An 18,006-nucleotide genomic window follows, 5' to 3' on the forward strand; every position below is an offset into this window, starting at 1 on the left:
ACACGTTAACGTCATCACGTTCTCGCGCATTGTCGCCACCATGCCAACGATTCGTCACATGCGGGGCAGATGCTCACGCGGTCGACCGGCCATCCATAACCCAAGTCGATAAGCATCAGGGGGAAGACTTCCAGTAGGGAGAAATCGCACATGGTTACTTGGTTGCGCCGCACACGGCTTTCGCCGTTGTTGCTTGGTGCGCTCTCCGTCGGCCTCGCCGGCATTGTCAGCGCCCAGGACACCACTCCGCCCGACCACGATGCACAGTTCCGCCAGAATGTGCCCGTGGCTCCCTTCAAGAGTCAGGCTGGCCTTCCCGGCGGCGTCGTTGTACTGCACAAGCCGCCGCACGGCCAGGACAACAGCGACAACACCGTCACCCCGATCAAGCACGTGATCCTGCTGATCGGCGAGAACCGCACGTTCGACCACGTGTTTGGTACCTACACCGCGCCGAAGGGGCAGTCGGTCGATAACCTGCTCTCCAAGGGCATTGTCAATGCCGACGGCACGCCGGGTCCGAACGTGGACCTTGCCACGCAGTTCATGGCCTCGAGCACCGGCAAGTTCGACATGTCGCCGAAGAAGGCCGGCAAGTACAAGACGCTTCCGCAGATGAACACCGGTGGCGCACCCACCGCGGCACCGTTCGCTTCCGCAGCGCAGGCACAGGCGATTGAGCCGGCGCTGCCCGATGGCACCTACGACATGCTCGCTGCCGGTGGCACGGGCTTGCCGAACGGCGTGGTCGATACCCGTTTCCCGGCGAAGCTCGTCAACGCGCCGGTGGATATGCACGCGTCGATCAGCTATGACGCCTACGCCAACAGCCCCGTGCATCGTTTCTTCCAGATGTGGCAGCAGCTCGATTGCGACACCAAGGCAGCGACCGCCGCCAACCCCAGTGGTTGCCGCAACGATCTGTTCCCCTGGGTCGAAACCACCATGGGCGCGGGCAACAACGGCGCGCCGCTGCCGGCGAACTTCAACGACCAGACCACCGGTGAAGGCTCCACCGCCATGCAGTTCCTGAACATGGCCCAGGGCGATGCGCCTTACTTCAAGAAGCTGGCCCAAAAGTATGCGCTGAGCGACAACTTCCACCAGTCGGTGATGGGCGGCACGGGCGCCAACCACATCATGCTGGGCTACGGCACCTTGATCTACTACGCCGATGCCAACGGCAACCCGGCCACACCGCCGGAAAACCAGATCGAGAACCCGGATGCGCAGTTCGGTACCAACAACTGGTGGGTGCAGGACGGCTACGGTGGTGGTTCGTACGTGGAGTGCGCTGACGAAAGCCAGCCAGGCGTGAAGCAGATCAAGAACTACCTGCGCTCGCTGCCCTACCTTTCGTTCAAGGGCACGGACTGCAAGCCCAAGGCCTACTACCTGGTGAACAACTACAACCCAGGCTATATGGGCGACGGCACGCCGGCTCCGCTGGGCGCCGATCAGTTCACCATCCCGCCGACCACGCAGGAGAACCTGGCGGTGCTGCTGGAGAAGCACAACGTTTCCTGGAAGTACTACGGCGAGGGCTTCGGTGGCGGCAAGGAAGACGGCGAGGCCGGCACCTTCTGCAACATCTGCGACCCGTTCCTGTACTCCACCCAGGTCATGACCAACCCGGAACTGCGTGCCAAGAACCAGGACATCAACGACCTGTACAGCGACATCCAGAACAACACGTTGCCGGCCGTCTCCATCGCCAAGCCGGATGGCATCCTCGATGGCCACCCGGCCTCGTCGAAGCTGGACCTGTTCGAAGGCTACGTGCGCAAGATTGTCGAGATGGCCGAAGCGAACCCGAAGGTGTGGGATGACACCGTGATCATGGTGACCTTCGATGAAGGTGGTGGCTATTACGATTCGGGCTACATCCAACCGATCGACTTCTTCGGCGACGGTACGCGCATCCCGCTGCTGGTCGTGTCGAAGTACTCCCTCGGCGGTAAGGTCGTGCACACGTACTACGACCACGTCTCGTTCGATAAATTCGTCGAGGCCAACTGGGACCTGAAGGACCAGATTTCCGCCCGCAGCCGCGACAACTTGCCTAACCCGGTGTCGTTCAGGGGGAATCCGTACGTACCGGTGAACGCGCCGGCCATCGGCAACCTCATGGACATGTTCAACTTCACCAAAAAGGATGTCAGCGATACCACTGCGATCGCTGACTGATCGATCACGGTTCACTCGATGCTGACCGTGCCCGCGAAAGCGGGCACGGTTTTCGTGTTGCAAGGAGTCAAATGATGATGAAGCGTTTGCAGCTCAGCTTTCGGAGCAGGCCAATGCCCTTGGTGCCTATCGCCGCCGCATGTGCACTTGCTATAACGGTGGCCGCACCTGTCCACGCCGATCCCGGTGACTTCGGCGCCATGCCCGGGCTGTGGAAGATCCTGGTTCGGCACGTGACCAACGGCAAGGCCGGTGCACCGGAAGTGCACTGGCATTGCGTGGATGAAGGTGCCGATCCCTGGACCACGTTCGCCGCGTGGACGCCGGCGGAGGGCGAGTGCACCGCGACGAACCAGCAGCGACGCAGCACCTCGCTGGCGTGGAAGCTCACCTGCAAGGGAGCGTCGACGGCGTCCGCACACGTGGATTTCGATAGCGCCAAGCACTACACAGGCAGCGTCATGGTCGAAGGCCACGGCGAGGTGACGCAAGTGGAAGGCGCCCGTTACGCTGCCTGCACCAGTCCGCAAGATTAAGGCTGCGGGCGCGGTTTCCGGCGCCCCCAGGCTTACGTAACACGTGCACTAGGCCGAACTATCTGAGGTCGCGAACGGCATTGATGGGATTCACATTGCTCAGCAGAACACGATGGCAGAGCCGGTGGCCACCGATGCTTCGGCTGCTGCCATGAGCCGAAGGCAAGTGAACGACTCGATGCCATGCTGCATCCATTTGGGACCGGGCTGTTGGCGTGCTTCTGCAGCATCCCAAACATCCTCGCTCTCCGGATCCAGGCCGGGTGGCAACTCGAGCCAAGCAGCAAGGCGGAGGCACTCTGCAAGGAGTCGGGATGACGAGCCGAGCATACCGCCGGGAAGGCCGATGGCTTCGCGGGGGAAAACGACTGATGCGAAATCCTGCGGCACATAGAACCCCTCAGCATCACTGTGCAACACCAGGTGTTCAAAACCGGGGGCCATAAGGTCGTAGTACTTCTCCAGTACCGGATCTTCCGCCGGGTCTCCGCCGGCAAGATCAGGCACAGGTAGCCCCTGCCCGATATATGCAGCGAGCCGTCGTACGTAGTGAATTCCCGAGTAACCCCACATGTCGCACGAGAAGGCAGGCTCATCTCCGTCGCTCGGTGGCTCGCGATGCGGTGCGAGACCGGCCTCTTCCAGCGCTTCCGAAATCTGCACGAACATCTCTGGATCTTCAAACCCACCGACTTGGATACTCAGGCCCATTGCGTTGTCCTTGTGGTCGCTCTGTTGAAAACTACGCTCAATGAGTTTCCATTATGAGGCTGACATTGGCATAGGGTGTCAGCGCCTTGCAGCGCACCCCATGCGGTTTTGACGCTTGCGGCTGCGCGCGTGTGCGGAGGAAATGCGGCACCGCATCATCAATCCGTTCGTTCGCCCTGCAATTAGATCGATTGAATCTCCGAACGATATGCGATATGAACTCCAGCTGCCTTCCTGGGCTCGGGCTTCGTCCCGACCGCTTTCTGATAGCCACACGGAGATCGCAGCGCATATGTCGGACACACCGAAGCTCGATAACGAGAAGCAAACCGCCGTCACTGGGGAGGCACCCGGCGACACGCTGGGGAACATCAAGCTCTCTCGCCGCAACTTCCTGGCAGGCTCGGCCATCGCCGCCACCGGCCTGTTGATCGTGCCCCGCCATGTGCTCGGCGGCACCGGACATACCGCGCCCAGCGATCGCCTGAACATCGCCGGCGTCGGTGTCGGCGGCATGGGCGGGAACAATATCCGTGCCCTTGCCAGCCAGAACATCGTCGCCCTGTGCGATGTGGACTGGGGCTATACCGATAGGAACTTCCACAAGATGTTCGCTGACATCGGGCAGATGCAGGCGAAGCTCGACAAGGCCACAACGGCCGCGAAGCGCAAGGAACTGCAGGACCGGATCGAGCAGACCAGGCTGCTCTCCAAGAAGTACGACTCGATCAAACGCTACACCGATTTCCGCCGCATGCTCGAGCAGCAGAAGGATATCGACGCGGTGGTCATCGCTACGCCTGATCATCTGCACGCGACGATCGCCAGCGCAGCGATGGCCCTCGGCAAGCACGTCTACGTGCAGAAGCCGCTGACGTGGTCGGTGTTCGAAGCCCGTGAAATGGCGCGGAAGGCCCGGGAAAATCCCAAGATCGTCACCCAGATGGGCAACCAGGGCCATTCGACCGACGATACCCGCCTGATCCACGAATACATCGACGCCGGCGCCATCGGCGAAGTGCGCGAAGTGCACGCCTGGACGAACCGTCCGCTGGGCTATTGGCCGCAGGGCGTGCCACGCCCGCAAACCGTGCCGGCGCCCTCCGCCACGAGCTGGGATATGGACGCGGTGAACGCGCGGCTCGCCAATGCCATGGCCGGTAACTATCCGAAACCGCAGGGACTGGAATGGGATCTCTTCCTCGGTCCCGGTCCCGAGATCGAATACCACCCGCTCTATCACCCGTTCAACTGGCGCGGGTGGGTCGACTGGGGCATGGGCGCGCTCGGCGACATGGGCGCGCATCTGATCGACTCGCCGTTCTGGTCGCTCGACCTTGGTTTCCCGACGTCCATCGAAACCGTCTCGACGCCGTTCAACAACGCCTCGTACCCCACGGGCACCATGACGTACTACGACTTCCCTGCCCGTGGCGACAAGCCGCCGGTGCGGCTGACCTGGTACGACGGCAACCTGCTGCCGCCCGACCTGGAGGCGCTGGGCGCCGGCCAGATGCACGACGGCGGCACGCTTTACGTGGGCTCCAAGGGCAAGCTGGTCCACGAAACCTACGGTGATAATCCGCGCCTGTTGCCGCAGTCGCTGCATGATTCCGTGGGTACGCCGCCCAAGAAGTTCGCCCGCATCACCACCTCGCACGAAATGAACTGGGTCGATGCCTGCAAGGGGAAGGGCAAGACCACCTCGCCGTTCGAATACGCCGCCCAACTTACGGAAGTGATGCTGCTCGGTATCGTCGCGCTGCGTACGGGCCACCGGATCGAATACGACGCGCAGAACATGCGGGTCACGAACATCCCGGAGGCCAATCAGTTCCTGCGTCGCGATTATCGGGCAGGCTGGACGCTCTGACCCAGGTCACGGCATGATCGCGCTGCTCAAGAAAGGCCGCATGCCGTGACTGATCTTCGCCCTCTAAGTGAGCTGGGCCGGCGGATCTGTATCCTCGGCCCGTCGAACAGCGGCAAGTCGACGCTCGCTGATGCGATTGGCAGGCGTATTGGCTTGCGCGTAATCCATCTGGATCAATTCCATCACCTGCCCCACACGGCATGGAAGCCACGCCCTCGCGACGCATTCCATGCCCTCCATGACGCGGCGATCCAGGAGAATGACTGGGTGATCGACGGGAATTACTCGTCCTGTATGCCGCAGCGGTTCGCGCGAGCCACAGGGTTGATCCTCCTCGATGTATCCACGTTGACGAGTCTGGGCCGCTACCTCTATCGAACCCTGTTCGACCGCAGGCGCGTTGGCGGTCTTGAGGGTGCGCCCGAACGTATTCACATGGATATGCTCCGCCACATCGTCGTGGCGACACCGGCTAACCGTGCACGCTATGCGACCATGTACGATGCGCTGCCTCTGCCAAAGGTCCGGTTGGCATCCACTCGCGCGATCAACGAAGCCTACACGTCGTGGCAGCTCGATCGTGTCCGCGCGTAGGGGATCAACCGGATTGCCGGAATGACGTCCAAGGAGCCACGCCTGAAACCCGAAGACCTGAAAACCCTCGTGACGCACCCCATGCCCTATGGCAAGTACAAGGGGCGCCTCATTGCCGACCTGCCCGGTGCTTACCTGGCCTGGTACGCCCGCAAGGGCTTCCCGCCGGGGCAGTTGGGCGTGCTGCTGGCCCTGGCCCTGGAGCTTGATCACAACGGACTGAAGGGCCTGCTTGATCCGCTACGGGCGGATCGCAAGCCACCGCGCTAGTGCGATGGGGGGTGCATCACCGTAGGCACGGCCCGGTCGACCCCCGCACCACCAACTCGGCGGACAACACCCGCTTCCGCGTTGGCACCTCGGGCTCGTTGAGAAGCTCGATCAACATGGTCATGGCTTCGCGGCCCAGCGCGTTCTTCGGCTGCGACACCGTGGTCAGCGGCGGCGAGGTGTAGCGTGAATAACGGATGTCGTCGAAGCCCACCACGGAGACGTCTTCCGGGATGCGTAGGCCATGCGAGATCAGGGCACGCATCGCGCCGATGGCCATTTCATCATTGGCGCAGAACAGCGCGCTGAAGGACTGGCCTTGCGCCAGGAACATCTCAACCGCGCGTTCGCCGGCTTCGATCGAGAAATCGCCCACGGCCGTGAGGGCGGGGTTCGGCGCAATCGTCGCGCGCTGCAGCGCCAGCTGGTAACCCTGCTCGCGGTCGACGCAGATAGGGCTCGACGCAGGGCCGGCGATGAAGGCGATATCGCGGTGACCCAGGGTCACCAGGTACTCAACCGCCGTGGCCGCCGCAGCGACGTTATCGACATAGACGCTCGAGATGGCGCTGTCCTTGACGTACTCGCAGGCGTTGACGAGCGGCAGACGGCCCTCCATGGGAATGGCCGGCACACGGTGGAACATGGTGATGATGCCATCGGCCTGCCGCGCCGCGACCATGTCGGCATAGGTCTGCTCGCGCACGAGGTTGCTCTGCGTTTCGCCCAGGAGCACCGAGTACCCCTTCTCGAAGGCGACCTGCTCGATGCCGCGGATCACCTCGGAGAAGAACGGATTGGTGATGTCGGGCAACAGGGCAATGATCAGCCGCGTGCGCGCGGTGCGCAGATTGCGCGCCAGCGCGTTGGGCGTGTAGCCGAGCCGCTTGACCACTTCCTGGATGCGCTGGCGTGTTTCCTCGCTCACCATCTCCGGGCGTTGCAGCGCGCGCGAAACGGTTGCGACTGAAACTTTTGCGGCGGCGGCAATCTCCTTCACCGTACGCACGCGCACAGGCTGCGCCGCAGCATCGGCGCCTGGCGCTTTGCCCGGCTTCCGCTTTCGCTTTGATCCCTCGTCACTCACGCGATTTCCATCCCTCTGCCTGCCCGTGATGCTTCGCCCGACGGCCACCAACCACGCCGCGATTATGCTGCATTGCAATGTAATGGATTACATAAAATCGTTGCAGGTGTCTTTACCTGTCTGATACATATCTTGGCATGTTCAGGCCGCCCTACCCACCGGTGGCCCGGGGAAACCAAGCTATTCCACGCAGCTGAAGGGCCTTTGGCTCCGGTCGCCACGCGGATGTAATCGAATACATTTTGGGAAGAACATGGCAAGCCAGTCGGTATCGACAAGCGCCGGGATAACCGGACCATGAAACTCGGCATGGGCCTCGTCGGCCCCGGCTTCATTGCCGCCCACCATCTGGATGCCGTGCGCCGCCTGGGCGATGTCGAGGTGGTCGGCATCGCCGGCTCCAGCCTCGAATCCGCGAAGAAGCGGGCACGCGAATTGAACGCCGGACAGGCCTACGCGGGCTACCGCGAGTTGCTGGCCGATCCGGCCATCCACGTGATTCACAACACCACGCCGAATCACCTGCACCGCGAGGTGTCGCTGGCGGCGCTACGTGCCGGCAAGCACGTCATCTCCGACAAGCCGCTGGCCGCGACGCTGCAGGAAGCGCGGGAGCTCTACGAGGTCGCGCGAGACGGCAACCTCGCGCATGTCGTCACCTTCAACTACCGCGGCTACCCGCTCGTGCAGCAGGCACGCGCGATGATCGCCAAGGGCAAGGTGGGCAACACCGTCTTCGTACACGGCTGCTACCTGCAAGACTGGCTCACCGACGAGCGCGCCTACACCTGGCGCCTTGATCCGAAGCTGGGCGGGAACAGTTCCGCGCTGGGCGATATCGGCTCGCACTGGTGTGATTTGGCCGAGCACGTCACGGGGGCACGCATCACCGCCGTGCTGGCCGATCTGCACACGGTAGTACCCGTGCGGGAGGTGCCGGCCACCTCCGCCAAGGCATTCTCGGGCGCGGCGAAGAAATCCACGCAGCAGCGCAAGATCTCCAGCGAGGACCTCGCTACGGTGCTACTGCGTTTTGATAACGGGGCACGCGGCTGCGTCACCGTCGGCCAGGTGCTTCCCGGCCACAAGAATGACCTGCGCCTGGAGGTCAACGGGCGTGAAGGCTCGCTGGCGTGGCGCCAGGAACAGCCCAACGAGCTATGGCTCGGCCACCACGCGAAGCCGAACAAGGTGCTCACGCGCGACCCCGCCCTGCTCGATCCCACGGCGCGTGGTTACGCCCACTTGCCAGCGGGCCATCCGGAGGCTTGGGCGGACGCGTTCCGCAACGTGATCGCCGATGCCTATGCGTGGATCCGAAGCGGCGCAAAGCCGAAGGCCAAACCACCCGCCCTACCCACGTTCGCCGACGGCTACCGCAACAGCCTGTTGGTAGACGCGATGCTGAAGAGCCATGCCGCCGGTGGCGTCTGGCAGCCGATCGAAGACCCTCTCGCCCCCACACGCACCACGAGGAAACGCGGATGAAATGGCGCCTTAGAGTAATGATGCTGTTTGAGTTCGGGATCTGGGGCGCGTGGTACGTCACCGTCGGTACCTGGCTCGGCAAGACGCTGCATTTCACCGGAACGGAGATCGGCGCCGTCGCGGGCACCACGGCCATCGGCGCGATCATCTCGCCGCTGTTCGTCGGCCTGCTCGCCGATCGTCTCTTCGATACACGCCGCGTGCTCACGCTGCTGCACCTGCTGGGTGCCGTTTTGCTCGCCGTCGCCGCACAGCAGACCAGCTTCACCATGGTCTACGTGCCCCTGCTGGCCTACAGCCTCTGCTACATGCCGACCCTGGCCCTCACCGCCTCGCTCGCCATGCGGCACATCACGTCGCCGCAGGAAGAGTTCGGCGCCATCCGCGTGTTCGGCAGCATCGGCTGGATTCTGGTCGGCCTGGCGGTCGGTGCGTGGGGCGTGGAAGCCACGGCATCCCCGCTTCTGCTCGCTGCCGGCCTGTCGGTCGCGATGGCCGGCTACTGCTTCACCCTGCCGCCGACCCCGCCGCTCGCGCGCAATACACGCTTCGAACTGCGCCATGTGTTGCCGCTCGAATCGCTGCACCTGCTCCGCGAGCGCTCCATGGCGGTGTTCGCCCTGGCTTCGTTCCTGATCTGCATCCCGCTGCAGTTCTACTACGCCTTCACCAACCTGTTCCTCAACGAAGTGGGCGTGGTGAATGCCGCCGGCAAGATGACCGGTGGTCAGATGTCGGAGCTGTTCTTCATGCTCCTCATTCCCTGGTTCTTCCGCCGCCTTGGCGTGAAGTGGATGCTCGCCGTGGGCATGCTGGCTTGGGTCGTCCGCTACGGCATGTTTGCCTTTGGCGGCAGCGGCGACCTGATGTGGATGCTCTGGCTCGGCATCGTGCTGCACGGCGTCTGCTTCGATTTCTTCTTCGTCGTGGGCCAGATCTATATCGATCGCGAAGCCCCGCCTGCGCTGCGCGCCGCGACACAGGGCCTTATTACGTTCCTGACCTACGGCCTGGGCATGTTCGTCGGCTCGTGGCTCTCCGGCATCGTGGTCCAGACCTACACGCGCGCCGACGGCACGCATGACTGGCACGGCATCTGGGTCGTCGCCGGCGCCTTTGCTGCCTTCGTCTTCGCCCTGTTCGTCCTGCTCTTCAAGGATCGCAAGGCCACCGCCCCCGCCGCCGTTGTCGGCACCCACTGATTCCGGATAACCGTTCATGATGAATCGCAGGCAATTCCTCGCGCGCTCCGCGCTGTGTGGCACGGCATTGGGCCTCGGGCTCGGCGCGCCCGGCAAGCTCCTGGCGGCTGCATCGAAGGCCAAGGGCATGGGTATCCAGCTCTACATGGTGCTCGATGCCTACCCGAAGGATCCCGCCGGTACGCTCAAGACGCTGAAGTCCATCGGCTATACCGAAATCGAGGCCATCGTCACGAGCACCGCCGAGACCCTGCGCGATCAGCTGAAGGAGGCCGGCCTTGCCTGCCCCAGCATGCACTTCGACAGCATGGGCTTCGACAAGGGCGTGGGCGCCGCGCATACGCTGGGCTCAAAGTACATCGTCAGCAGCATGCTGCCGGGGATCATGCAGAAGGAGAAAGGCGGCAGCGGCGAGCCGACGTATACGCTCGACGATGCGAAGCGCACCGCCGAGTACGCCAACAAGCTCGGCCAGAAAGCCAAGGCCGCCGGACTTCAGTACGCGTACCACAACCACCACCTTGAGTTCACCGACGTGGGCGGTGGCAAGACCTTCTACGACGTGCTGCTCGCGGAAACCGACCACACGCTGGTGCAGTTCGAACTCGACTGCGGCTGGGTGCACGCGGGCGGGAAGAACCCCGCCGATTACTTCAAGGCCAACCCCGGCCGCATCCCACTGATGCACGCGAAGGATTTCCTGCCGGGCAATGCCAAGGATTACCCGGGCGCCGAACTGGGCCGCGGCACGCTGGATTACAAACCGATCATGGCGGCAGCTGATGCCTCCGGCCTGAAGCATTGCTTCGTCGAGCAGGAAGGCCCGTTTGCCCGCATGAGCTCGCTGGACGCCGCGCGCGTCGATTTCGACTACCTGCGCCCGCTGCGCTGAAGGGAAAGACCATGGAAAAGAACACATTTGACGCCATCGTCGTCGGCACCGGCGTGAGCGGTGGCTGGGCCGCCAAGGAACTCACCGAGAAGGGCCTGAAGACGCTCGTGCTCGACCGCGGCCCGATGGTGAAGCACCTGGATTACCCGACGGCCATGAAGGCACCGTGGGAGCTGCCGTACGGCGATGAGCCCACGCAGGAAGATCTCGCCCGCTGGCCCAAGCACACGCGCCCGTCGTTCTACGGCATCACCCAGTCCACCAAGCACTGGTTTGTCGATGACATCGACAACCCGTACGAAGAGACCAAGCCGTTCGACTGGTTCCGCGGCTACCACGTGGGTGGCCGCTCGCTGATGTGGGGCCGGCAGAGCTACCGCCTGAGCGAGATGGATTTCGAGGCCAACGGCAAGGAAGGCGTGGGCGTGGACTGGCCGATCCGCTATGCCGACATCGCGCCTTGGTACGACAAGGTCGAGCATTTCATCGGCGTCAGCGGCAACAACGACCACCTGGCCCAGTTGCCGGACGGCAACTTCCTGCCGCCCATGGACCTCAACTGCGTCGAGAAAGACTTCCAGGGCAAGCTGCAAAGCAAGTTCAACCGCAAGCTCATCATCGGCCGCACCGCCAATCTCTCGGCGCCGCTCAAGCACGACCAGAGCCCGCAGCGTGGCACCTGCCAGTATCGCAACCTGTGTATGCGCGGCTGTCCGTTCGGCGGCTACTTCAGCAGCAACTCGTCCACCCTGCCCTCGGCCGAGCGCACGGGCAACATGACGATGGTGACCAATGCCATCGTGTACGAGCTGATCTACGACAACGACAAGGGCAAGGCCACCGGCGTACGCGTGCTGGATGCGGAGACCGGCCACCAGACCGAGTACTTCGCCAAGGTGATTTTCATGTGCGCGTCGACGTTCGGCACCGCACACATCCTGATGAACTCGACCTCGACGCGTTTCCCGAATGGCTTCGGCAACGACAGCGGCGAGCTCGGCCACAACATCATGGACCATACCTTCGGCACCGGCGCGCGCGCCATGGTCGACGGCCACCTGGATCGTTACTACTCGGGCCGCCGCCCGACCGGCTTTTACATCCCGCGGTACCGGAATGTCGGTACCGACAAGCAGAAATACCTGCGTGGCTTCGGCTTCCAGGGTGGCGCTGGCCGCCAGGACTGGACCCGCCTTGTCGAACAGCATGCGCTGGGCGCGGAGCTCAAAGAGGCGGCCCAGGAGCCGGGCCCGTGGTATGTCTCGATGATGGGCTTCGGCGAGATGCTTCCCTCGCACAAGAACTTCGTGAGCCTGGACCGTAACCACAAGGACAAGTACGGCATGCCTGTCCTGAACTTCGATGCCGCGCACCAGGAAAACGAAAAGATGATCGGCAAGGCGATCATCGAAGATGCCATGGAGATGCTGTCCGGCGCGGGCTATAGCGACGTGAACTCCTTCACGATGCACGCCAACGTTGGCGCGGGCATCCATGAAATGGGTACCGCGCGCATGGGCCGCGATCCGAAGACCTCGGTGCTCAATGGCTTCAACCAGATGCACGCCTGCAAGAACGTCTTCGTGACCGACGGCTCGGCCATGGCATCGTCCGGCTGCCAGAACCCGTCCCTCACTTACATGGCACTGACCGCACGCGCGGCCAACTATGCCGTGGAAGAACTCAAGCGCGGCAATATCTGAGGACTGACACCATGAATCGTCGCGAATGGTTGAAAAGCATGTCCGCGCTGGCCGTCGGTGCCATCGCGGGCCCCTCGTTGCTGGCGGTCTTCGACGCGCACGCCGCGTCGCAGAAGCCCACGGCAAAGCCCGAGTTCTTCAATCCGGCGCAGTACAGCCTGGTCGGTGCCGTGTCGGATATCGTGATTCCGCGCACGGATACACCTGGGGCCGTGGATGCCGGCGTGCCCTTGTTCATGGATCAGCTGTTCAAGGCGGTCTACGCCAAGGCAGACCAGACCCGTTACCTCACCGCCATGGCAGCTTTCGACAAGGCGGGCGGCAAGCCGTTCCTCCAGCTCGATGCCGCCCAGCAGAAAGCGCTGGTCACCAAGCTGCATGCCGAGGCGCTGGGCGTGCCCAAGGGCGGCAAGCCCGCGCCGGCGGCCGACTTTGTCATGATGACCAAGAAGCTCACGATGCTCGGCTTCTTCCTGTCGCAGCCGGGGTGCACGCAGGTGCTCCAGTACGATCCGGTGCCCGCCGCGTGGCACGCCGATATCCCGTTGGCCCAGGCGGGTAACGGCAAGGCATGGGCCGTCGAGGCCGAACTGAAGATCTGACATGAAGACACTCAAGGGTCCAGGCATCTTCCTCGCCCAGTTCGCATCGGACGAGGCGCCGTTCAACACGCTACCCGCCATCGCCCGCTGGGCGGCATCGCTGGGTTTCGTTGGCGTGCAGATCCCTTCCAACGATCGTCGCCTGTTCGATCTTGAGCAGGCAGCGGCGAGCAAGGCGTACTGTGACGACATCACCGGCATGCTCGCCGAGCACGGCCTGGCCGTCACCGAGCTTTCCACGCACCTGCAAGGACAGCTGGTGGCATCACATCCGGCCTACGATCGCCTGTTCGATGGCTTTGCTCCGCCGGAACTGCGCGGCCACCCCCAGGAGCGCCAGGCATGGGCGGTGCAACAGCTCAAGCTCGCCGCCAAGGCAAGCAAGAACCTTGGGCTGACCGCGCACGCCACGTTCTCCGGCGCACTGGCCTGGCAGCTGTTCTACCCGTGGCCGCAGCGCCCGGCAGGACTCGTGGAAGAGGCCTTCGCTGAACTGGGCAAGCGCTGGAAGCCGATCCTGGATGCGTTCGATGAGGTGGGCGTGGATGTCTGCTACGAACTCCACCCGGGCGAGGACCTGCACGACGGCGTTACCTTCGAGCGCTTCCTGGATGCGGTCGATCACCACCCGCGCGCCAACATCCTGTTCGATCCGAGCCACATGGTGTTGCAGCAGATGGACTACCTGCAGTTCATCGACAACTACCACGAGCGCATCCGCGCGTTCCACGTGAAGGACGCCGAATTCCGGCCCAACGGGCGCTCGGGCGTGTATGGCGGCTACCAGAACTGGATCGATCGCCCCGGCCGCTTTCGTTCGCTGGGTGATGGCCAGATCGATTTCGGCGCGATTTTCAGCAAGCTCGCGCAGTACGACTACCCCGGCTGGGCCGTGCTCGAGTGGGAATGCTGCATCAAGGATTCACAGCAGGGCGCGAAGGAGGGGGCACCTTTCATCCGTGATCACATCATCAAGGTCACCGAGCGCGCCTTCGACGACTTCGCCTCGAGCGGCAGCGACCGTGCCTTCAACCGCAGCATCCTGGGGCTCGAATGACCACATCGGATCACTCTCCTGACACTGGCCGGCGCGCCGCGCTTGGGCAGCTCGCCACGGCCGTGGCCGCGTTCGGCGCCGCGCCGCTGCTCGCTTCCGCCGAGACACTCCCCGGTAAGCCGGCCACCGGTAAAACCGGCCCGGGGCGCCTCAAGCAGTCGCTGAGCCGCTGGACCTCCAAGGCGCCGCTGCCTGAACTGTGCAAACGCCTGAAGGCCCTCGGCTTCGTCGGCGTCGATCTGCTCTACACCGATGAGTGGAACACGGTGATCGATACCGGCCTGACCGTGACGATGGGTTACCCCGCCAAACGCGATAACTTCATCGAGTTCGGCTTCAACGACCCGGCCAACCATGCCCAGTTGCTGAAGGAGCTCGAAGCCACGATACCGCTGGCCAAGAAGGCCGGCGTGCCCAACGTAATCACCATGTTCGGCAACCGCAAAGCGGGCATTGATGATCGCCACGCACTCGATAACTGCGTGGCTGGCCTGTCGAAGATCGCCCCGCTTGCCGCCGAGAACGGCGTCACTGTGTGCGTCGAGCTGCTCAACAGCAAGGTCGACCACCACGGCTACCAGGGCGACAGCACGAAGTTCGGCGCCGAAGTGATGAAGGGCGTCGGCTCACCCAACGTGAAGCTGCTTTACGACATCTACCACATGCAGATCATGGAAGGTGACGTGATCCGCACCATCCGCGACAACATCCAGTGGATCGGCCATTTCCATACCGGCGGCGTACCCGGCCGGCACGAGATCGATGGCACGCAGGAACTGAACTACCACGCCGTTGCCAAGGCGATCGCCGATCTGAACTACCAGGGTTACATCGCGCACGAGTTCATGCCGGCGCGGCCCGACTCCTTCGAATCCTTTGCCGAGGCCTTCAAGATATGCACGGTATGACGTTCCTGCGCACCAGCGCTGCCACCCTCGCCGTTCTCGTTGCCGGTACCTCGGCCGCGTGGGCGCAGACGGACCCCAAGGCCACGGAGCAGTGGGAACCGGTACCCAAGGTCGTCACGCCGGGCAATCCGAACAGCGCGCCCCCTTCCGATGCCGTCGTGCTGTTTGGCGGCAAGGACATCTCGCAGTGGGAAGCCTCCAAGGACCACTCGCCCGCGCACTGGAAGGTCCACGACGGCATCCTCACCGTCGACAAGACCTCCGGCAACATCCAGACCAAGCAGAAGTTCAAGAGCTACCAGCTGCATCTGGAATGGCAGGTGCCCAAGGACATCACGGGCGAAGGCCAGGGCCGCGGCAACAGCGGTGTGTTCCTTGCTTCGACGGGGCCTGGCGACGAAGGCTACGAAGTCCAGATCATGGATTCGTTCAACAACCCCACGTACGTCAACGGCCAGGCAGGTAGCGTTTACAAGCAGGCCGCGCCGCTGGTCAACGCCATGCGCAAGCCGGGCGAATGGCAGACCTACGACATCGTCTGGACCGCGCCGGTGTTCGCCGCCGATGGCACGGTAAAGACGCCCGCCTACGTGACCCTGTTCCACAACGGCGTGCTCGTACAGAACCACACCGAGCTCGCTGGCGAGACCTTCTATATCGGCAAGCCCAAGTACAACCCGTATACCGAGGCACCGATCAAGCTACAGGCGCACGGGGACCATTCCCAGCCGATCAGCTTCCGGAACATCTGGGTACGGCCGCTGGACTGATGAACGGCTCGCGCTCCGGCGTGTGATACGTCCGGAGCGCGCCGGGCTCCAGCCTTTTTTGCCTCCCGGTTGCGGTATCTACTAAATACATAGTTGACAATGCCGCCGCCCCTGGCCTATACCTACTACACCTTTAGTAGATAACGGCGCGGGGAACCACCTATGAAGATCTCGCTCACCGACCGTGAGGCGGATGTCATGCAGGTGCTATGGGACCACGGCCCCTCGCTGGTGGCCGAGGTGCGTGAACACCTGAGCGACAAGCTCGCCTATACCACTGTGCTCACGGTGCTCCGTACGCTCCAGACCAAGGGCTACGTCGGTTACGAAGAAGAAGGCCGCGGGCACCGCTACTTCGCGAGCGTGAAGCAGCAGGCGGCGCGCAAGAACGCGCTACAGCACCTCACCGACAAGCTGTTCAAGGGCTCGACCGAACTGTTGCTCACTCATCTGGTCTCCGAGCAGAAGCTCACCCCGGAGCAGATCGCCCGCATGCGCAAGCTGCTCGCGGAAAGGAACGACAAGGAGAAGCCCTGATGCTTGCCTGGATGATCTACGCCGTACTTGTCGCGATAGCACTGAGTGCGGCGGGGCTGATCGCCGAGCAAGCGACCAAGTCGCGCCGGTTGCCGACGCGCTGGCCGTGGATGATGGCCATCGTGGGTTCATTGCTCCTTCCCATCGTGATTGCCACGGTTTCGATACGACTTCCAGGAGGCCTTCAGCCGACGGCGGCTAGCGCACCACTCGCGCTGCGCGATACGACGTCCATCCCACTGGCCTCCACCGTTATCGACTGGAGCGGCACCGGAACGTATACGGCATCCACGACGGTCAACACGATCCTCACGGATATCTGGCTGGCCAGTTCCTTCACCCTTGTGCTGTTCCTTGCCGTGAGCACCGCCGTGTTTCACCGGCGCAAACGCCGCTGGGCGCAAGGAAGCCTCTGCAGCGTTCCGGTGTTCGTATCAGAAAGCGTCGGTCCCGCCGTTGTAGGCCTGATTCGCTCGCGAATCGTGGTGCCTGCCTGGGTCATGCAGGAAGGGCCGGCGCAGCAGCGCTACGTCATGGCCCATGAGCAATCCCATCTGAAGGCGCGTGACCCCTTGCTGGTCGCCATGGCGCTGGTGCTGCTGCTGGCCATGCCGTGGAACCCCTTGTTGTGGTGGCAGTTCCATCGCCTTCGCCGTGCGATCGAAGTGGATTGCGATGCACGTGTGCTGCAGGGCGGCGGCGATATCGGGCAGTACTGCGAGACGTTGATCCAGGTGGGGCAGAACCAATCCGAGTTCATCGGTTCGGTGACTGCCATGTCGGAATCCAGGTCGTTTCTCGAACAGAGGATAAGGATCATGCTTGCCAAACCCAAAAAGTGGGCCGGCGCCTTTGCATTCGTCCTGATCAGCATCGCGCTGGGCATGGCGGTGTTCGCCGCGCAGGTCACGCCACCGGGCGCACCCGCGCAGCACGCCAACGGTGCCGTGGCGATCGACCCCAGCCTGCTCGATGCCTACGCTGGCGAATACGAGCTCAGCGATTACTCGCTGGTCACCGTGGCGCGCAAGGGCGATGGCCTGACGGTCGCGCCCATTGGCCAGTTCATGGCCCAGGGCATCATCGATGCGCCCACGCTAAGCGATACGGAGTTCTCGATTCCGAGCCTCGATGCGCGGCTCAAGTTCAACAAGGGCGCCGACGGTCGCGCGACCTCCATGGACGTGTTCATCCACGGCTGGCCCGCCGCCTCGGCGGCCCGCGTGGACGAGGCGACCGCGGAGCAGATTCGTCGTGACCTCGCTGCCCGGATCCAGGGCCAGACCGCCTTTCCCACCAGCGAGAAGGCCCTGCGCATGATCCTGAGCAATGTGGATGACCCCGCCCTGTGGTCGCCATTCGCGAAGGGCGGCAAGGCCGACCTTTCATCGCAGCAGGCATATTTCGACCGCCTCGGCCCCGTCGAGTCGTACCGGTTCGAAGGCGTGAGCGATTACGGTTGGGATATCTACGACGTGCAGCATGCGCACGGTGCCCAGCAGGTGTTTATCCAGATGGACAAGAAGGGCCTGCTGGTCAGCTCGGTCAAACGTCGCCAGTAAGGCGCTGCGCTTACCCCACCCAGAGGG

At 63.2% G+C, this 18,006-nt stretch carries 17 protein-coding genes; 15 read left to right on the forward strand and 2 right to left on the reverse strand.

Annotation, left to right across the window (positions count from 1 at the left end; all coding sequences use genetic code 11):
- The first annotated feature begins 150 nt into the window (after positions 1-150).
- Positions 151-2,187, forward strand: a complete 2,037-nt coding sequence (locus ABIE56_RS03555; RefSeq protein WP_429242454.1) for an alkaline phosphatase family protein — start codon at positions 151-153, stop codon at positions 2,185-2,187.
- A gap of 113 nt (positions 2,188-2,300) precedes the next feature.
- On the forward strand, positions 2,301-2,723 hold the full coding sequence (locus ABIE56_RS03560; protein ID WP_429242455.1) for a DUF3617 domain-containing protein: 423 nt from the start codon (positions 2,301-2,303) through the stop codon (positions 2,721-2,723).
- Positions 2,724-2,822: 99 nt separating this feature from the next.
- Here the strand turns inward: ABIE56_RS03560 and ABIE56_RS03565 are convergent, their stop codons facing one another.
- Complete coding sequence (locus tag ABIE56_RS03565) at positions 2,823-3,434, reverse strand: hypothetical protein (protein ID WP_429242456.1); 612 nt, start codon at positions 3,432-3,434, stop codon at positions 2,823-2,825.
- A 292-nt stretch (positions 3,435-3,726) separates the two neighbouring features.
- On the opposite strand from ABIE56_RS03565, the gene ABIE56_RS03570 reads away from it, so the two are divergent.
- Genes ABIE56_RS03570 through ABIE56_RS03580 form a run of 3 tightly spaced genes read left to right on the forward strand, consistent with a single transcriptional unit; the run spans position 3,727 to position 6,171 of the window.
- Positions 3,727-5,307, forward strand: coding sequence for a Gfo/Idh/MocA family protein (locus ABIE56_RS03570; RefSeq protein WP_429242457.1), 1,581 nt, complete (start codon positions 3,727-3,729; stop codon positions 5,305-5,307).
- A gap of 45 nt (positions 5,308-5,352) precedes the next feature.
- Positions 5,353-5,901, forward strand: a complete 549-nt coding sequence (locus ABIE56_RS03575; protein ID WP_429242458.1) for an AAA family ATPase — start codon at positions 5,353-5,355, stop codon at positions 5,899-5,901.
- 21 nt (positions 5,902-5,922) lie between these two features.
- A complete protein-coding gene (locus tag ABIE56_RS03580; protein ID WP_429242459.1) occupies positions 5,923-6,171 on the forward strand; it encodes a DUF3820 family protein in 249 nt (82 codons plus the stop codon).
- A gap of 16 nt (positions 6,172-6,187) precedes the next feature.
- Here the strand turns inward: ABIE56_RS03580 and ABIE56_RS03585 are convergent, their stop codons facing one another.
- Positions 6,188-7,258 carry a LacI family DNA-binding transcriptional regulator gene (locus ABIE56_RS03585; RefSeq protein ID WP_429242460.1) on the reverse strand — a complete coding sequence of 357 codons (1,071 nt, stop codon included), beginning with the start codon at positions 7,256-7,258 and terminating at the stop codon, positions 6,188-6,190.
- 297 nt (positions 7,259-7,555) lie between these two features.
- Between ABIE56_RS03585 and ABIE56_RS03590 the strand changes: the two genes are divergently transcribed.
- The 10 genes from ABIE56_RS03590 (at position 7,556) to ABIE56_RS03635 (ending at position 17,979) form a co-directional block, all read left to right on the forward strand.
- A complete protein-coding gene (locus ABIE56_RS03590; RefSeq protein ID WP_429242461.1) occupies positions 7,556-8,746 on the forward strand; it encodes a Gfo/Idh/MocA family protein in 1,191 nt (396 codons plus the stop codon).
- Positions 8,743-9,948 carry a nucleoside permease gene (locus ABIE56_RS03595; RefSeq protein ID WP_429242462.1) on the forward strand — a complete coding sequence of 402 codons (1,206 nt, stop codon included), beginning with the start codon at positions 8,743-8,745 and terminating at the stop codon, positions 9,946-9,948. Before ABIE56_RS03590 ends, ABIE56_RS03595 begins: the two co-directional genes overlap by 4 nt.
- 16 nt (positions 9,949-9,964) lie before the next feature.
- The gene (locus ABIE56_RS03600) at positions 9,965-10,840 is read left to right on the forward strand and encodes a sugar phosphate isomerase/epimerase family protein (protein ID WP_429242463.1); all 876 of its coding nucleotides are present in this window, start codon (positions 9,965-9,967) and stop codon (positions 10,838-10,840) included.
- 11 nt (positions 10,841-10,851) lie between these two features.
- On the forward strand, positions 10,852-12,543 hold the full coding sequence (locus ABIE56_RS03605) for a GMC oxidoreductase (protein ID WP_429242464.1): 1,692 nt from the start codon (positions 10,852-10,854) through the stop codon (positions 12,541-12,543).
- Between the two features lie 11 nt (positions 12,544-12,554).
- Positions 12,555-13,145: a gluconate 2-dehydrogenase subunit 3 family protein gene (locus tag ABIE56_RS03610; RefSeq protein WP_429242465.1), complete on the forward strand. Its 591-nt coding sequence runs from the start codon at positions 12,555-12,557 to the stop codon at positions 13,143-13,145.
- Between the two features lies 1 nt (position 13,146).
- Positions 13,147-14,202, forward strand: coding sequence for a sugar phosphate isomerase/epimerase family protein (locus tag ABIE56_RS03615; RefSeq protein WP_429242466.1), 1,056 nt, complete (start codon positions 13,147-13,149; stop codon positions 14,200-14,202).
- Positions 14,199-15,110 (forward strand): hydroxypyruvate isomerase family protein, encoded by a 912-nt coding sequence (locus tag ABIE56_RS03620; protein WP_429242467.1) that lies wholly within the window; start codon positions 14,199-14,201, stop codon positions 15,108-15,110. The genes ABIE56_RS03615 and ABIE56_RS03620 overlap by 4 nt, the downstream gene beginning before the upstream one ends.
- Entirely contained in the window at positions 15,107-15,880 is a 774-nt protein-coding gene (locus tag ABIE56_RS03625) for a 3-keto-disaccharide hydrolase (protein WP_429242468.1), read from the forward strand. Before ABIE56_RS03620 ends, ABIE56_RS03625 begins: the two co-directional genes overlap by 4 nt.
- A gap of 162 nt (positions 15,881-16,042) precedes the next feature.
- Positions 16,043-16,417, forward strand: a complete 375-nt coding sequence (locus ABIE56_RS03630; RefSeq protein WP_429242469.1) for a BlaI/MecI/CopY family transcriptional regulator — start codon at positions 16,043-16,045, stop codon at positions 16,415-16,417.
- On the forward strand, positions 16,417-17,979 hold the full coding sequence (locus ABIE56_RS03635) for a M56 family metallopeptidase (protein WP_429242470.1): 1,563 nt from the start codon (positions 16,417-16,419) through the stop codon (positions 17,977-17,979). The genes ABIE56_RS03630 and ABIE56_RS03635 overlap by 1 nt, the downstream gene beginning before the upstream one ends.
- Positions 17,980-18,006 lie beyond the last annotated feature (27 nt).

The organism is Luteibacter sp. 621 (assembly GCF_050435445.1).
In the GTDB taxonomy this organism is placed as follows: domain Bacteria; phylum Pseudomonadota; class Gammaproteobacteria; order Xanthomonadales; family Rhodanobacteraceae; genus Luteibacter.